The sequence below is a fragment of the Rhodococcus sp. BH5 genome, from assembly GCF_027583855.1.
GTDB classification, from domain to species: domain Bacteria; phylum Actinomycetota; class Actinomycetes; order Mycobacteriales; family Mycobacteriaceae; genus Rhodococcus_F; species Rhodococcus_F qingshengii.
In genome coordinates this window covers 238379-255487 of the sequence record NZ_JAJHVW010000003.1, presented here as the reverse complement: position 1 = coordinate 255487, position 17109 = coordinate 238379, and the positions used below count along the sequence as shown (strand labels likewise).

12 protein-coding genes are annotated in these 17109 nt (G+C 62.1%); 4 read left to right on the top strand and 8 right to left on the bottom strand.

Annotation, left to right across the window (positions count from 1 at the left end):
• Window positions 1–25: 25 nt before the first annotated feature.
• The 4 genes from RhoBH5_RS10195 to RhoBH5_RS10180 all read right to left on the bottom strand — a co-directional run bounded on the left by RhoBH5_RS10195 (window position 26) and on the right by RhoBH5_RS10180 (window position 7378).
• Entirely contained in the window at window positions 26–2149 is a 2124-nt protein-coding gene (locus RhoBH5_RS10195; RefSeq protein ID WP_214925824.1) for a phosphocholine-specific phospholipase C, read from the bottom strand.
• A 104-nt stretch (window positions 2150–2253) separates the two neighbouring features.
• Entirely contained in the window at window positions 2254–3999 is a 1746-nt protein-coding gene (locus tag RhoBH5_RS10190; RefSeq protein ID WP_099697196.1) for an Ig-like domain-containing protein, read from the bottom strand.
• Window positions 4000–4028: 29 nt separating this feature from the next.
• Window positions 4029–5171 carry an Ig-like domain-containing protein gene (locus RhoBH5_RS10185; protein ID WP_007730280.1) on the bottom strand — a complete coding sequence of 381 codons (1143 nt, stop codon included), beginning with the start codon at window positions 5169–5171 and terminating at the stop codon, window positions 4029–4031.
• 269 nt (window positions 5172–5440) lie between these two features.
• Entirely contained in the window at window positions 5441–7378 is a 1938-nt protein-coding gene (locus RhoBH5_RS10180) for an O-acetyl-ADP-ribose deacetylase (protein WP_270008230.1), read from the bottom strand.
• 78 nt (window positions 7379–7456) lie between these two features.
• On the opposite strand from RhoBH5_RS10180, the gene RhoBH5_RS10175 reads away from it, so the two are divergent.
• The 3 genes from RhoBH5_RS10175 (at window position 7457) to RhoBH5_RS10165 (ending at window position 9799) form a co-directional block, all read left to right on the top strand.
• A complete protein-coding gene (locus RhoBH5_RS10175; RefSeq protein ID WP_270008229.1) occupies window positions 7457–8137 on the top strand; it encodes an NUDIX hydrolase in 681 nt (226 codons plus the stop codon).
• Between the two features lie 61 nt (window positions 8138–8198).
• Complete coding sequence (locus tag RhoBH5_RS10170; RefSeq protein WP_065456512.1) at window positions 8199–9323, top strand: NAD(P)H-dependent amine dehydrogenase family protein; 1125 nt, start codon at window positions 8199–8201, stop codon at window positions 9321–9323.
• Window positions 9320–9799 (top strand): carboxymuconolactone decarboxylase family protein, encoded by a 480-nt coding sequence (locus tag RhoBH5_RS10165; RefSeq protein WP_019745891.1) that lies wholly within the window; start codon window positions 9320–9322, stop codon window positions 9797–9799. The genes RhoBH5_RS10170 and RhoBH5_RS10165 overlap by 4 nt, the downstream gene beginning before the upstream one ends.
• 372 nt (window positions 9800–10171) lie before the next feature.
• Here RhoBH5_RS10165 and RhoBH5_RS32655 read toward each other — a convergent pair whose 3' ends face one another.
• Complete coding sequence (locus tag RhoBH5_RS32655) at window positions 10172–10747, bottom strand: DUF4190 domain-containing protein (protein WP_052417015.1); 576 nt, start codon at window positions 10745–10747, stop codon at window positions 10172–10174.
• Window positions 10748–11193: 446 nt separating this feature from the next.
• On the opposite strand from RhoBH5_RS32655, the gene RhoBH5_RS10155 reads away from it, so the two are divergent.
• Complete coding sequence (locus RhoBH5_RS10155) at window positions 11194–12882, top strand: hypothetical protein (protein ID WP_270008228.1); 1689 nt, start codon at window positions 11194–11196, stop codon at window positions 12880–12882.
• 45 nt (window positions 12883–12927) lie between these two features.
• On the opposite strand, the gene RhoBH5_RS10150 is transcribed toward RhoBH5_RS10155, so the two are convergent.
• Genes RhoBH5_RS10150 through RhoBH5_RS10140 form a run of 3 tightly spaced genes read right to left on the bottom strand, consistent with a single transcriptional unit; the run spans window position 12928 to window position 17109 of the window.
• Complete coding sequence (locus RhoBH5_RS10150; RefSeq protein ID WP_030536188.1) at window positions 12928–13716, bottom strand: SDR family NAD(P)-dependent oxidoreductase; 789 nt, start codon at window positions 13714–13716, stop codon at window positions 12928–12930.
• Window positions 13706–15451, bottom strand: coding sequence for an N-acyl-D-amino-acid deacylase family protein (locus RhoBH5_RS10145; RefSeq protein WP_270008227.1), 1746 nt, complete (start codon window positions 15449–15451; stop codon window positions 13706–13708). The genes RhoBH5_RS10150 and RhoBH5_RS10145 overlap by 11 nt, the downstream gene beginning before the upstream one ends.
• Window positions 15448–17109, bottom strand: coding sequence for a class I adenylate-forming enzyme family protein (locus RhoBH5_RS10140; protein ID WP_007730286.1), 1662 nt, complete (start codon window positions 17107–17109; stop codon window positions 15448–15450). Before RhoBH5_RS10140 ends, RhoBH5_RS10145 begins: the two co-directional genes overlap by 4 nt.

Genomic DNA, 17109 nt, shown 5'->3' with positions numbered 1-17109 from the left:
CTGGGCTTGAACGCTCGGTGTCGATTCACGTCGGTTGGCTTACGCTGGTCCGCCCGTTTTCGATGTGTCCGACGAGCACGCGCTTGAATTCAGGATCTTCGTCGACCGTCACGGCGGCCTGATACCAGCCGTCCACCGAACGCACCGTCCACCGAGAGTGTGCACCGGCAGCGAGTTTGCGTCGGTTTCCGTCCACATTGACCGTCAGTGCACGACTTCCGGAATTGGTCGCCGTCAGTACAAGCGTGCGCGTCCCTGCGTCGACAGTTGTCGAGACGTCGAGCGAGGCTGCCGCACTGTCTGTAGCTCCGCTGAACTCGCGCCTGAAACCGTTGGGACCCAACAGGGTCAGGCTGTAGACGCGATCACTGAGCGCAACGGTGTCATCGACCTCACCCAGGAGGTCGTAATGCCGTGGCTCGTCGAACTCACCTGCGTACGGGTACAAGGCCAGGTGCGTTGATGCGGCGCCGGTATTGGCCAGATGGACCGCCAACGAGCCGGTTTCCGGGTTCACCGTCGTGTAGGCGTCGGGTTGATAGGGAAGGGCCCGTGCTGGTCGAGTGCCGCTTTCCTGCAGGGGCATTCTCTGTTCGGTGGGCGGGGTCGGTGTCCACCGCGGTTCCAGCGGCGGAGTGGGTTGCGGGCGAGCCAAAGTCGGTCGGCTGCGCGGGTTGGCGAAGTCGAACGCCGACGTCAGGTCGCCACTCACCGTGCGTCGCCACGGGTCGATTTCCGGTTGCGTGATTCCGAACCGCGTCTCCAGGAACTGCGTGACGGACGTGTGGTCGAACACCTGCGAACAAACGAAACCGCCAACAGTCCACGGCGAGATGATCGTCATCGGCACCCGCGGGCCGAGACCGAGCGGCTGATTGCCGACCCATTCGGTTTCGACCGAGCGCGGTGGTCGAGGTGGCGGTACATGGTCGAAGTACCCGTCGTTCTCGTCGAAGTTGACGATCACGGCCGTCTTCGCCCACAGATCGGGATCGGAGGCGACGGCGTCGAGCACTTGATAGAGCAGTGTTGCGCTCGCCGCAGGTGACGAACCCGATGGATGCTCCGAATCCACCTCGGACGGAACGAGATAACTGACTTGCGGCAGTCGGCCCGACTCGACGTCCTTCCTGAACTCGGCGGCCAGTGTGCCGGGCCGGGATCGGTACAGTGCGCGATCGTAGAGTTGGCGATCAGCGGGCGACAGTTGGTCTGCAGCATTCTCGAGGGCCAGTACCGCTGCTTCCTGGACCGGCGCCGGCATCGACGGCAGGGCGAGATAGAACCCGGCCAAGGTCTGCAGTTCGTAGGGGAGCAGGCTTGGCCGGCCAAGCAGCCCTGCCGCCACTTTCTTGAAGGCAGTGAAGTATTCGAGGTTGTTGTCTCCGAAGTTGTCCCACTCCTGGTAGGTCTTCCAGGAAATGCCGGCGGACTGCAACCGCTCGGGAACCGTCGTCCATCCGTAGCCGGCGTGCCAGGGGTTGTAGGCCGCATTGGTTACAGCTCTTCCCTCGGGGCCGGGCGGATCCGAAGGCAGGACCGACTCGGTCGGATTGGGCGAAAGTGGCTCGTATCCGGTGTATCCAGAGACCCAATAGTTCCGGTTGGGGCTCGTCGATGTCGGTACGGAGCAGTGGTAGGCGTCGCAGATCGTGAACGCGTCCGCCAGTTCGTAGTGAAAGGGAATGTCTTGCCGGTCGTAGTAGGCCATCGTCGTGCCGGTTTTTGCCGCGATCCAACCGTCGTGCCAGCCGTCGGCGAGTGCGGCATGTCCGCCCGCCCAGCTGTGGTCGAGTCCGGTCACGTTCTGGGTGTCCATGCGTTGCGCCGCAGCCGAATCGCGGATAGGGAAGGGGAGCACAGGACCGGTAGGCCCGGGTTGTTCGAAGACGCTGTGGCCGCCGCGCAGACGCAGCGCATTCGGATCCCCGAATCCGCGAACACCCCTCAGTGCGCCGTAGTAGTGATCGAAAGATCGGTTCTCCTGCATGACGAGGACTACATGCTCGATCGAATCGAGCCCGCCGGAGTTTGCGGGTGTCGCCAGTACACGTTGAAGCGACGGCGGCAGAAGGGAAGTAGCGGCGACTGCAGTTGCACCGACCCCGGCGGCGAGAAACGACCGTCGAGAAAGAGAGTTCCTGGACACTTGTGCTCCATCGATAAATCAATCAGTTCTATGACCACGGCCGCGACATGCTGCTGCCGCTGCTCCGAATCGGTGCAGCGGCAACAGTGTCGAGAAGAATTCGATCAGGAACCGAAGAGACCGCCCAGTGAACCGAGGCTGCCCGAACCGCCGTTCCCGCCGTCGTCAGGCGCAGCAGAAACCTTGACGACGGATTCGTCCGACGCGGACTGTGTGAATCCACTTCGCCCGGCGTATGACGCCTTGATCCGATGATCGCCCGTCGATGCGAAAGTGTGCGTCAGTCGCGCCACTCCATCGACTCCGACGACAACGGGCTGTCCGATGGGTTGGTCGCCGTCGTAGAACTGAACCGAGCCCCCGCCGGGGTTGGGGGTGACCGTCGCGGACAGTTCTGCCGCGACATTCTGCTTGGTCGTCGCGGGAGCTGCCAGTGAGGTCGAGGTGGTGACATCGGACGGTGCGGGATCAGACACGGTGACCGTTTGAGCGGGTGCCATCGACGGCATGAATCCTGTTGCACCGGAGTAGTAGGCCGAGACGGCATGAGATCCAGCCGAGGTGAAGGCATGTTCCAGAGTGGCTTTGCCGTCAGTGCCCACCGGGACCGGAGCGCCGATATCTGCAGCGCCGTCCTTGAACTGGAGAGTGCCACCGGTGGGTGTCGGCGTGACCTGCGCCCTCAGTGACACCGAAACGCCCGTCTTAGCATCGGTAGGAACGTTCACGGCAGTGTCGGTCTGCTTGACGACAGGTGCGGCAGTCACCGTCACCATCGCCTCGGTCGAGTTGGAACTCTGGAATCCGTTGACGCCCTGGAACGTTGCGGAGACCCGCGCGGTTCCGGCGGTGAAGAAGGTATGCGGTAGCCGGGCAGTGCCGTCGGCACCGGGCGTGACCGGTGTACCGACGTCGGCGCCGTCCACCCTGAACTGCACGTTTCCGTTGACCGGAGCCGGATCCACCTTTGCGACAAGCTCGGTCGGTGTGCTGGCTTGGATCGAGCCGGGCATCTGGATTGTGGTGGTTGTCGGTTGGCTGACGTAGATGGTGGTCAGGGCCTGCCCACCGGCGTTGAGGCCGGAGTTCCTGTTGTCCCGCGGGGAGCAGTTGTAGCGCTCCCAGTAGTTGACTGTGAAGACATCCTTTTCGCGCTGGACGAATGTGAGCGCATTTCGGTCGTCGTCGTAGTTGGCGGAACCGGGATCGGAAACCCTCAGCGAAGGCTTGATCTCGGTACCGGCCGCACCAGCTTTGACCGTGACGTCGACTGCGGGGAGTCGGAACTTGGTGTTGGCACCGACGATGATGCCGTCACTCGATCGAACTGCGGAGGACGGACCGTTTCCGGTGGTTCGATTCGATCCGGAGATACGCAGGTGCGTACCGGATGCCGATGGATTACCGCCGTCGTCGATCCGTGTGACTGTCGGAGTGGCACTGTCGGATCCGAGGCCGTACGCACTGTCCGCCACAAGCTGGGAACTCACGAATTCGACGCCGGACGGGATGTCGAAGTCGTACTTGATCCGGGCCCAATGCACGACTCCACGGCTGGCATGGCCGCCGCTGTTTGTCTTCATCTCGTTCGGCTGCACGCGGTAGGTGACGGTCTCACCTGGTGCCGCGGTGGTCGGCGCGGTGATGGTGACTCCCGAGCCGAGTGTCTCGTTGAACGTGATCGGGCTTGCCACACCGTCCATCTCGCGCACATGGCATGCAGTTGTGAAGGCCACGCTCTTGGTCTCGGGGGCAGCCGAGGCGATCCCGCCGCCGACGATGAAGAACAAGCCGCCGGCCAGTACCGAGACGGTTGCAATCGCAGAGCCGCGTAGGAGTTTCGAGTTCATCGTCGAATCCTGGTTTCTGTTCACAGTTTTCACGACCCGAATCCGGGGGTACCAAGGCTGCCGAGGCTACCGGTGCCAGGCTCGGGCTCGGACGGTTCGACGACGTTGATCGTCACGGCGCCCGACATCGACTCCATGAAACCGGCCGATCCCGTGTAGTACGCCGTGATGTTGTGGTCGCCCGCTGTTGTCATCGTGCGGTTGGCCTTTGCGACGCCGTTGACGACGGCCACCGGAGCGCCGAGGTCGACCCCTCCGTCACGGAACTGCACTGTTCCTCCCGACGGCCACGGAGTGACCGTTGCCGTCAGTTCCACGGAGTCACCGACGACGGCCTTACCGGGTGCGTCGATTCGCGTCTGTGTCTGAGCGAGGCTGGAGTCGACGTTGATCACGGCGAGCGGCCGGCCGCCGGCGTTCAATCCGGCCGAACGATTGTCGCGTGGTGAGCAATTGGTGGTCAGCCAGTATTTGACGCCGCCGAGCAGGGTCTCCTGCTGCAGGAAGGTCAGGTAGTTGGCGGCACTGTCGTAGGAACCCGAGTTGGAATCGGACACGCGCAGCATGGGCTTGATCTGGGTGCCGACAGCCCCTGACGTGACGGTGACGTCGACTGCCGGGAGCTGGAACGTCTTTCCTCCACCGACCTCGATTCCGCCGCCGCCGTTGTCGTCGGTGTTGGGTCCGTTGCCCGCCGTGATGTTGTTGCCGGAGATACGAAGATGCGTCCCACTCGGATCGGGTGAACCGGCATCGTTCACCCGCGTGATCGTCGGGGCGACCCCACCCAGATTCGAGCTGGTGCCGGCCACGATCTGCGCCCCCACGTAGGAGGTGCCAGCAGGGATGTCGAAATCGAACTTGAGACGCGTCCAGTTCACGACGGACCTGAGGTCGTAACCGTCCTTGGGGACCGTCATCGGCTTGGGCGCGAGGCGGTATGTGAAGGTGGAGTTCGGCGGGACCACGGCCGGCGCACTGATCGTGACGCCGGAATCACGCGTCTCGTTGTGTGTGATCGGTCCGGGGAACTGCCACCCGTGGCACGATGCCGTGAACGGAAGGTCCACATCAGCGGCGGACGAGACTCCGGCTCCGCCGATCACGAGGGCAACGCATCCGGTCAACGACGCGGCCACCCCCACTCCTCGGCGCATCAACGTCGACACCATTCACATTCTCCTTGAGTAGCGCTCGACAAGATCGAGCTCTCGGCTTGAAGCCGGGTCCGGGAACCGGCCTCGAGCTGACAGAGAATCGAATACGTCTCGTCGTTTGCTCACTACCAGCTCAAACCCTGGAGAGGAGTAGAACACAGAGCGAGCCGCAAAATATGCGATTCGGACAAATTGTTGGACAAACGTCCAACCGGTGAAATTTCTCCACTTCTCCGACCGCTCTGCACTGCTTTAACGTGGCGTGAAGTGGGCCCGGTAAACGGTCAGGCGATCGCGCGGCGCATCAGGTCTGCCGTCTCCTTGTTGAATGCCACCAGTGTGACCGTCTCGACGTCGGTCTTCGCCGCGCGAATCGCTGAAACGGCCTGTCGGACGGCATCTTCCTTCGGCCAGCCGTAGACCCCTGCCGAGATCAACGGAAAGGCGACGGTACGGGCGCCGATCGAGTCGGCCACGGCGAGGCTGCGGGTGTACGCCGACCGAAGCAGACCGGATCGGTCCTCGGAGCGCGAATACCTCGGGCCGACGGTGTGAATCACGGCCTTGGCGTGCAGCTTTCCGGCGGTGGTGGCTACGGCCGCACCCACCGGCAGGCCGTCGGGAAGGCTGGTGTTGCGCAATACCTCGCAAGCCTTCAGGATCTCCGGTCCCCCGGCACGGTGGATCGCGCCGTCGACACCGCCGCCGCCGAGGAGCCTGGAGTTGGCCGCATTGACGATGGCGTCGACGGTCAGCGTCGTGATGTCACCTTCGACGACTGTAATAGCGGGCATGGATCCTCCTGGGTACCCGACGGCTGTGTGTCCGACGGACGCGTTTCCGACTGCCGTGTTCCAGAGTTCACGCTTCGGGCGAGCCCACGGCATAGCCGAGCGTACGTCGTAGGGATCACGTCCGATCAACATCGAGTATCGCGCTGCAACCGACGGCGTGCGACTGTGCGCCTGAACGCAATGGAGGAGTACGCGCTTTCCCTCGGCCCGCAACGCCTGGACGGTGCGCGCTGCGTCGTCGAGAACGAACTCGAGGTTGGCGTTGGAATCGTGACCGTCGTCGACCAACCAGAACTCGACGTGATCAGGGGAGACCTGTCGTGTTCCCATGCGGCACAGGCTGACCACGGCGTCGTAGTCTGCAGTGGACACCGCATCGACGCCGCCGAGCATGACGCCGTCGTCGTGCGGGTGCGTCGTCAGGTGGTGGGTTCCGCGAAACCTCGAGTAGTCGAGTTCTGCCGTCGACGGCCATCCGTTCTTGTCGTCGGTACCGCCGCGAGCGGTCTTTATTGCCAGGCGAATCAGATCGGAGGAACGGTATCCCGGCCAGCCATGCATGATTCGGCGCCAACGGGCGGGAACCGCCGACGCTCCCCAGCGGGCGCCGAGGAGGCCACCCGCGATGGCCGCCGTCGTGTCGGTGTCCCCGCCGGCTCTTACTGCTGCTTCCAATGCGTACTGGAGGTGGCGAGCATCGCCATTGTCCGTGGAAGTGATTGCCCACCAAGCAGTTTGAAGTGCATGCACCACCCAACCGTTCTTGGAGAAGTCCTGCGGGTTCCCGGTTTCGGCCTGATCGAGCAGCGGGCCCCAGTATTCGGCGACGTCCTGATCGGCAACGGAGAGGAAGCCGCGAACACCGTCGAAGTTGCCGGCGACAACGGCATGGCGGATGGCATGGGTCCACAACTCGCACGCCTGTCCGGCACGCGGGTCGTCGTGCGTGAGTGAACTGATCCGGTGCGCTGCCGACCTGGCACCTTCTGCATCGTCCAAGTAGGAGAGGGCGACGGGAGCAGTCCGCATGAGCGAGCCGTTGCCGGCTTTGCGGCCGCTGATCGCCCGCACACGATCCGCCATCGCCGCTGCGCTTTCGGAGCGGACGGACAACACTGCTCGCGTCTGGTTGCCGATGTCCGCGGGCGTCGAGTCGTACCACCGGATGAACTGTGCTGCAATGGCATCGAGACCGTCAGCGCTTCCGATGTCGATTCCGGTAGCGGCCACCTCGGCGATCGCAACTGCCATCGAGGCGTCGTCGGTCCATTCTCCCGGCGCCCAGTCGAACGGGCCGCCACCGATCATGTCGATCGTGACCTCGGCCTTCGGGTAGGTGAATTCGTAGCCGGCGCCGAGCGCGTCTCCTGCTGCGGTGCCGAGCAGAACGCCGGCCGCTCGATCGGACTGCTGTGCGGTGAGTTTCATAGCCACCTCTTCGGTTCGCGATGATCGTTTGATCAACTTTGCGCTAACCATAGATCATGTTTGAGATAACATGCAAGGGTGAATAAATGGACAGACACGAGCGGTAAGGGATTGACGGACTATCCGCGTCCGTCTGTGGCAGTGGACGTCGCGGTGCTGACGTACAGCGGTGGATCTCTGAAAGTTCTGGTGGTTCGGCACCGTCTCGGTGCGCTGGCGCTACCGGGAACATTTCTGCACGTCCGCGAATTGCTCACGGCCGCAGCCGATCGTGCCCTGTCGGTCAAGGCAGAGTTGGCCCAGACGAGCTTCCACCAGTTGGCGATCTTCGACCGACCGGACCGCGACGACCGTGGATGGGTTTTGTCGGTCGCACACACGGCTTGCCTACCGGAATCGGCACTGCCCGATTCGGCGCTTCTCGTCGATGTGTACGACGACGAGGCAGTGAGCGGACTCGCATTCGATCACGCCGACATGGTGCGACTCGCGGTCACGGACCTACGCACGAGGTATGCGTCGTACGTGGATCCGGACGGATTGTCGGGCGGGACGTTCACCGTCGCCGAACTTCGGGGACTCTACGAGGTGATCTTCGATCGTCCGTTCCAGAAGGACAGCTTCCGCCGGCAGGTGTTCGACGCGCTCGAAAGTACCGGCGAGATGAGCAGACCAGGTAACGGCCGACCCGCCGAGACGTACCGGAGACGGGGTGACGGCGCACTGACTGCGCAGGCAATGGCATTTTTGACCGGATGAAGTGAAACGAATTCTTGCAGTTCTGCTGACCTGACGCGCTGAGCTGGGTAATGTCCGATTGATGGGTGCAGTTTCGAATGAAGCCGAGTCCAAGATTCCGACTGTCGTGTGGGGTACCGGCAACGTCGGGCGTGCATCGATTCGCGCTGTGACAGCCAATCCGGCCCTCGAACTTGTCGGCGTCATCGTTGCGAACCCCGAGAAGGTCGGGCGAGACGCCGGTGACCTCGCCGATCTGGGAGTGCACCTGGGCGTCGCGGCTACCGACGACGCCGATGCCGTGCTCGCAGCGTCTCCCGGCGCGGTGGTCTACGCGGCGTCCGGCGACATTCGGCCCGACGACGCGGTTGCCGACATCACGCGGGCACTGGCCGCCGGAGCTGTGGTGGTCACGCCGTCGGTATATGCGCTGTACGACCCGAAATCTGCGCCTCCCGAACTTCGTGATCCCGTCGAAGCTGCAGCCAAGGCGGGCGGCGGCGCTCTGTTCGTCTCCGGTATCGACCCAGGCTGGGGCAACGACATCCTGCCGATTCTCGTCAGCGGGCTCGCGGGGACAATCGACCAGATCCGGTGTCAGGAAATCTTCGACTACACGACCTACGAACAGCCGGATTCTGTCCGCTACCTGATCGGGATGGGTCAGCCGATGGACTACGAACCTCCCATGGTCGCGCCGACCGTACCCACCATGGTCTGGGGCGGGCAGATTCGGCTCATCGCCCGGGCACTCGGGGTGGAACTCGACGAGATCCGCGAGACCTTGCTGCGCCGCCCGCTCGAGGAAACCGTGTCGACCGAACATATGGGGGAGTTCGCGGTCGGCACCCAAGGCGCACTGCGATTCGAGGTTCAGGGAATCGTCGGCGGGGAACCCCTGATCGTGATCGAACACGTCACGCGTATTCATCCGTCCTGTGCCCCCGACTGGCCGCTCCCGCCAGACGGAGGCGACGGCGCGCACAAGGTGATCGTCGAAGGACGACCACGAATCGAGATCAACGTCGAAGCCACCGATGAAGGTGGAAACCGCGCGGCCGGTGGAAATGCCACGGCCGTAGGACGTCTCGTCAACGCAATTCCCTGGCTACGGAAGGCTGAACCCGGTCTCTACGACGCGCTGGACGTTCCGCTCACACCCGGCGTCGGCAAGCTCGGTGCCCGAAACTCGGAGGTACTCACATGAATATCGACATACCCGAAGGCAAGAATCCGATCGGCTACGTGTGGGGAGAGATGGTCCCCGGCATCGGACCCGCGGCCGCCGGGTTCTCCCAAAAGGTCTACACAGACGGAACTCTCGGCCTCCGTGAGTTCGAGGCGGCCAGGCTCCGGATCGCTCAGATCAACGGGTGCATCTTCTGTCAGGACTGGCGCACCGAGCGTGACGGCGAGACGGTGGAGTCGACGTTCGATCAGGCTGTCACCGACTGGCGCACCACCGATGCCTTCGACGACAGGACACGCCTCGCTGCCGAATACGCCGAGAGATACGCCCTCGACCACCACGGACTCGACGACGAGTTCTGGGAACGCATGACCGCTCACTATTCCCAGCGAGAAATCGTCGAGTTGAGCATGTGCCTCGGATCGTGGTTGGCCTTCGGCCGGCTCAACCACGTCCTCGGCCTCGATACTCAATGTGTGTTGCCCGGCAACTGAATTCGACCTCCCGGGATCCGAACGGCGCGGGGGTTCGATCGAGAGAACCTGATCCTGGCATTGCCACACAAGACGAATTCGGAACTCCTATGTCCAAGACGCCCGCGCGATCTGCGGTCACCGATTGCGGTCTACTGTGGAATCGACAGCAGAGTAGAGCGTTGCCGTCGAGAAGACGCATCAGTCACGGGATACAAAGTTCCAGACGACGCCGCCTTGAATTCGATGTATGTCGTCGCAGCGTTGGCGAATGCACAAACCGAGGTGACCCCAGTCCGCACCCTGGTGAATTCTCTGAAGGATCGGACATCGACGGCTCGCGCGGCAGGTGTGTGAGCATGCGCATTCATCTCCACAGGATGATTACGGGCGCTACGTCATGCTCATCAGCACGGCAGCAACGACAATGACCCAGAAGTAGCCCAGCACCAGGCCCAGCACTGCAAGTCCATGCCCTCGCTCGCCTGTCCGCCGAATTTGGCCCAGAGAAATGTGGCCGAACACAATGGCAAGCGGCGCAAAAACAAACCCACATACAAGGGCCGCAATCGCCAGCGAGTTCGTACGAGTGCTGGAATTGTAATAGGGACTTGCAACAAACTCGTTCGAAGTCACGGCTCGTCCATCCGAGGTGAAGCCGGTTACCGGATAGACAGGCTCGCCATCGTGGGTAAACCCGATGTGAGACCGTGTCGGGCGGATCTTCGGCGGGGCCATCGCACGCTTGTACGCGGCGACAAGTACGCACAAGATCAGCCCACAGATCATAATGATGCCCGCAGCATCCGGCCCGAGGAATGCTGCACTCAGCATGGAACCAACTATTACACCGCCCAGCAGTTTCCACACGAATGGAACCAGCGCAAGATTCATCAGAACCCACTCTTGCCACGACTGTTCAGCTCCGATGGCATCGATCTCGATGGGTTCGCCTCCGGAATTTGTCATTGATTCCCGCCTTCAAGTTAGTGGAGAGTTCGGATCGCATTCCGTGGGCGGACACAATTTTCGCCTAACAAAGATTCTTCGAACTTCCATTTCTAACAGAGGCCCACGGACCTATGTAGTCATCCAATCGAATGAATCTATTGTCGAAATACGTTCATCCGACGGGTCGTGTGCTATCCATATCGGATACATATGGCCGAGGGTTCAGCCGTGAAAAGTTCGTAAGTTCAGCTACTGTGGTTCACCATCATCCTCGCTCCGGACGGCATGAATCGCTCAATACCGCCCGGTTCCGCTGCGCCGCAGTGAGAAGCGGAGTCCCGGCATCACCGGCTCGTCTCCGAACTTTCGGATTAGATGTTTGATGTGTCGTGGCTTGAGGCGAGACTGTGCGTTTGCTGGTCACTCTGTTGGCGGCGGGCGACACTACGACTGGAGGAGATCGAGTGGGTCGCACTGGAATATCGGCTGTTGTGTTGGCGGCGGTAATTTCTTTGGCGTCGTGCTCGGTATTGGACCGTGACGGGCGACAAGCCACGGAAGCGCCGGCGGCACAGCGTTCGGCGATTTCGAACTCTTCGAGCGCGGATGCAGGAGGAAGTCAGGCTGTTGTGTCGGTCGACGGGGTGGAAATTCGAGCCAGCGCCGGTGCCGGCGACAGTCGTAGGCACCTGACGATCTCCGAAGGTCACGCGACCATCCCCGAGGCTGCGGCCCGCGTGGCGTCGACCAAGGTGGTCAGTTTGCAAATGGATGAGGGAAAGACCCAACCATCAGCACCGGTCAGAGTGGAGTTCGATCTCTCGGATCGTCCTGATCTGGTCGCCAAATTCACCAATGGCGTTGTAGCTGTGGTCGAAACGGTGTCCGAATCGGATCCGAATGAGTTCGACATGTTCGTCGCACAGTGGAATCCGGAGACCAAGTCGATCACAGCGGACCTGACCCATCTGACGGGCGTCTGGGCCAGCTTCGTCGACCCGAAAGTGCTCGAGGCCGGTGTTCAGCGGATCTTCGAGGAGGTGCGCGGCAACTCGAACTCCCAATGTCGGGAGCGGAGCGAACTGACACTCGGCGGGATCGAGTACACCTTGACTGCCGTAAGTCCTGGGGCCGTGGCCGGATGCCTTGTCAACAGCGGCGGCGCGCTGGCGATCGACTTCGAGAATGCGACGGGCTCGTTCTACACGATCGTGGTGGCACCGGGGACGGCCGGCGGGGTCTGGACCAACTCGGGGGCCTTGAGCATCGCCGACTCGGCGGGTGCGCTGGCGTCTTCGGTTACGTTGGGCAGCAAGGGAGTGCTGGTGGGGCGGTCGGGCGGTCGCTTGGTCGTCAACGAGGGGATAGACCAGTTCGACGTCCGCCTATGGCCGCAGCAGCAAGGCATTCTGACCAAGAGCTTGCTATCGGGGATCAGCATGCTGGGGCTCGACCTGAAACAGCTCGAGTCGATAACAGGGGCATGGGATTGCATCTCTACCGCAACCAACGCGACACAGATCGACGGGAGCTTTTCGCCGGGCGATCTCTACGGGATGATCACCGACGTCAGCCAATGTGTTGTCACCCAGGCCACTCTCCAATCTGGCGACAAGGCACGTTCGGCCGCCCTTCATCGACTGAGCAGCGCGGTCGAGGTGTTCTCGCTATTCCAGCAGCTCATGGACTTCACTGCCGGTAGCGTGCAGGCGATGGCTCGCGACTCGGTCAAGGATTTCCGGATACGTAGTACGGCGTCCTCATCGGCATCGTCGACGTCGACAGCAGCAGCTCCGCAAGCTCCAGCACCAGTCGTTGTCGACCGTATCGAGTTGAAGACCTGGGCTTACGACCGCGTCGAGGGCAACACTTACGTGGCGGACAACACGGGGAAGAAGAACTTGACCGTGCACGTGAACTCGTTCGCAGGCGACGAGGACGTCCGGGCAGGCTGTCGGACCACCGTCACTGTGACCGGCCCCGGGCTCTCCCAGACCGAAACAACCGACAGCTGCTTCGTCGGCAATCCGGGAATCGGGTTCGTGGCACCCTCGCCAGGTGAATATCTGGTCGCAGCGACGGTGGCGCAACAAGGACGCGCCGACATCACGTCACAAGTAGTCGTGAAGGTCATTTCCCGGGCTCCACGGTAACGACGGACTGACTGAGTCCGAGCACGGTGTTGCCCGGTAACTGAACTAGTTGCCCAGCGTCGTCAGATCCGGGTAGTTCGAGACCTCCCAGCCGCCGTCGACGACCAGACTGGTTCCGGTGATGTACGAGGCGTCGTCACTGGCGAGATAGAGGCAGGGGCCCGCGATCTCGTCGGGAGTTGCCGCTCGGGACATGGGGATTCGGCTGAGAAACATGTCGCGGGCGGGTTCGTAGTTCATGACCGGCGCGACCAGTGGCGTGTCGACCAGGCCGGGCAGAACGGCATTGACCCGGATCCCCGACGCAGCCAGTTCGATCGCGGCATTCTTGCTGAACATCTCGACTCCGGCTTTGCCTGTCGCGTATGCGCTCCCGTAGGGGCTCGGCACGTGCGCGTTCAATGAGGACACGTTGACTATCGCACCACCGCGACCGTGCTCTCGGATATGCCGCGCTTCATGTTTGGTGCAGAGGAAGACGCCCTTCTGCACCAGGTCGATGGTGAAGTCCCAGTCGGCCTCGTCGAGGTCGACGATCTGCCCCACCCTCGACGCACCGGCAACGTTGAAAGCCAGATCGATACCGCCGAATTCCGCCGCCGCCGCGGCAAGGGCCTCGGCAACATCGGATTCCTTGGTGACGTCAGTGGGAACGGCGAGGAAGGCCCCGCCGTGCTGGGAGGCTATCTCTTTCAAACCCTCTGCAGCGATGTCGATTCCAGCTACCTGTGCGCCTTCGTCGATAAGCCTTAGTGCGATGGCTGCACCGATACCTGATGCTGCTCCAGTGACGACTGCTGTTTTCCCGGCAAATCTGGACGTGTTAATGGGCACCTGCTTTCAAGAACTTTCCGGTTCGGCGGTTGCCGAGAACGGGTGCTGCTTCTCCGTCGCCGAAGACGTACTCGCCGCCGACGAACACTGCGGTGACGGTCTGGTCGTTGCGATTGATCATGCGGGAGAGGTTGTCGTACTCCACAACCGGGCTTTCCGCGTACGCGTCGAGCGAATCGTCGAGATGAGCGGGATCGATCACAACCAGGTCGGCGCGATCACCTAATCGAAGGTGCCCGGCATCGATGTCGTACCACTCGGCGAGTTCACCGGTGAGACGATGCACCGCTGCCTCGACGGTCATGAACGGACGGCCGACCTTTTGGGCATCGTAGACACGTCGTAGTAGGCGTAAGCCGAAGTTGTAGAACGCCATGTTGCGCAAATGCGCTCCGGCGTCGGAGAACCCGAGTTGGACGCCATTGTCCTGGGCGAACTTGTCCAAAACCTCCGGCCGGTGGTTCGAGATGGTTGTGCGCCAACGCACTTTCGTGCCGTGTTCGAGGACCAGATCCAGGAATGCATCGACAGGGTGGAGGCCGCCACGTTCGACGCCGACCTGCCCGAAGCTCTTGCCGACCAGGGATTCGTCGGGGCAGGACACGATCTCGGCGTCGAAGAAATCGCGATGCCAAACTTTGACACCGAACTTCTGGTCGTAGTCCTTGCGGAATTGTCGACGGTAATCCTCGCTCTGCATGAGGACGTTGCGTTCCATCTCGTCGGTCAGATGCAGTGCTGCAGCGCCGGATCCGAACTCCTCGAAGACAACCAGGTCGATGCCGTCGGCATATACCTCGAAGGGAACTGGCAGGTGCTGCCAGCGCAGGTCGCCGCCGAGTCGATTGACCAAGTGTGCCAGTGGGCCGAGTATCACCACGGCCAACTTGTTGGACTTGATGTCGGCCGCCGAAAGCATGCTCGTCTTGAGTCGCTTACGCCAGATACCCGCGCTGGAGAACGCCATCGCTCCGGTACTCATCGGGTTGGAGAGGTCAGGTCCGGCCTGAAATACCCGTCCCCGACGGCGCAGGATCGCATTGAGTCGGCGTCGTTCTTTCGTGGTTGCATACGTCGACGGCAGCGTGCGTGAGCGGCAGGTCTCGCCGTCGAGTTTGTCGAACAACAATTGCTGACTGGACATCCCGACGAATCCTGCGTCGAGAGCTTCGGTCAACTGTGCTTCCATCGACGCGAGTTCGGCGTCTGTGGGATGGACATCCTTCCTGGTAGCACGATCCAGTCCCATCTCGGCGGCCCGCATATCGGAGTGTCCGATGAAGGCTGCAACATTGGGACCTAGCGGAAGCGCCTCTAGTGCAGCAACATACTCGCTCGCAGAGTTCCAGGTCTTGGCACGGTTGAGTGCGTCGACGACGTGCTTACGCGGAATTGCCTCTACTCTGCCGAAGAGATCACCCGCGTCGGAGGGGCTGGCGTGAATGGTGGACAGGGAACACGATCCGACAAAGATCGACGTGACCCCGTGTCTGAGAGATTCGCTCAGCGCCGGGCCTTCGAGGATCTCGACGTCGTAGTGAGTGTGGATGTCCACGATGCCCGGGATCACCCACTTGCGCCTGGCGTCGATGACACGGGGACAGTCGGTTTCGTCGAGTGGATCGAGGGAGATGGCAGTAACCAACCCATCGCGGATACCCAGATTGCGGACAGCTGGTTTGGCCCCGGTGCCGTCGAACCACAGACCGTTGTTGATCACGGCGTCGTAGGTCATGAGAGAACCACCTTTGCACGTATCGTTTTTCCGGTTGCATTGCGGGGCAGAGGAGTTGTGCTCAGTTTCCACTTCACCGGCACCTTGAAGTAAGCCAGTCGCTCGGCGACGTAGTCGCGTAGTTCTTCTTCGCCGGCGGCTCCCTCACTCCGCAAAACGACGACGGCTGCAACTTCTTGGCCGAGGTCTGCCGAATCAATGCCGATCACAGCGCATTCGAGTACGGCGGGATGCTCGTCGATGGTCTGCTCGATTTCGAGAGGGTAGACGTTCTCGCCGCCGCGCAGGATCAGGTCGGATCGGCGACCCGTCAGGCGGAGTCGGCCGTCCTCGAATACTCCGAAGTCGCCGGTTCGGAGCCATCGATCAGGACCGATAGCGGCTGCAGTCGCGGTCTCGTCGTTCCAGTACCCCAACATCACATAGGCGCTGCGCGCGCAGATCTCACCTTCCTCGCCGTCGGGGACTGCAACACCGAAGGGGTCGCGCACCTCCACGCTCACCCCGATGATCGGCCGGCCGAGAGTTCCGGGGAACGCGGCAAGTTCCGGTGGTGTGGCAACTGAAATGCCGGTGGAGGATTCGGTGAGCCCGTAGCTGTCGACCAAGGTGTGCTGCGCAAAAGGCAGTCGTGCGCGCAGTCGGTCCTGCAAGGCCGGAGATGACGGCGCAGACGCGAGCGCAAAGGCGCTCAGTGAGGTCAGGTCGTACTTCTCGAGACTGCCGTACTCGAGGAGACGGGTTGCCATGGTGGGGACCACCGCCCAGTTTGTGACCTTCTCGCGTTCGACGAGGGAAAGGACTTCGTCGACGTCGAAGGCGCCCTGATGGATGACCACCGCTCCGCCCGTCGCGAGTCGTGGGATCGCCAGGTTATGCAGGCTTGCAATGTGAAACAGCGGCGCGGTCAGCAGATACCGCAAGTCACTCGGTCGGCCGTCGCTGGGTTTGCCGGTGAACGCCGCAGCGAGGCGATCGCTGTAGCGGTGGTAGTCGATGACGGCCAACACGTTTCGGTGACTGTGAACAGCCCCCTTGGGGCGGCCACTGGTTCCGCTCGTGTACAGGATGACGGCCGGATCGTCCTCGTTGACGGAAGTACGGGGCAGTGTCGATCCCGAATACTTCTCCATCAAGGTAGGTAGATCTTCTTCCATCGTGAGTACGGGAACATCGGTGTTCAGTTCGGAAAGAATCTGCGCGCGTTTGGCGTCGGCGATCACCACTGTGGGGGTGGTGTGATCGATGCCGTACGCCACCTCGCGGGCCACCCACCACGAGTTGAATCCGACGGCGATGGCACCGAGGGACTGAGCCGCCCAGAAGGTCATCACCCATTCCGGCGTATTGGCAGCAAGTATGCCGACCCGATCACCCTTGCGGACGCCGTACCGCTCGCGGAGCGCCGTCGCCAATGCTGCTACGGCCTCGCCGTGCTCGAGGTAGCTGAAGCGTCGGTCCTTGGTCACCAGATAGTCGCGTGATCCGTAGTCGAAGGATGCAGCGAGCACGTCGCCGAGTGCCTTGTCACGGTTCTTCATGACGGGCATCGAACTGCCCAGTACATCCTCGACTTGCATCTCGAAAGGACCACCGGGGCCGGTCAGCCCGGCCATGACGGACGCGATGAATGCTTGTGTATCAGCGGAAGTAGTCAC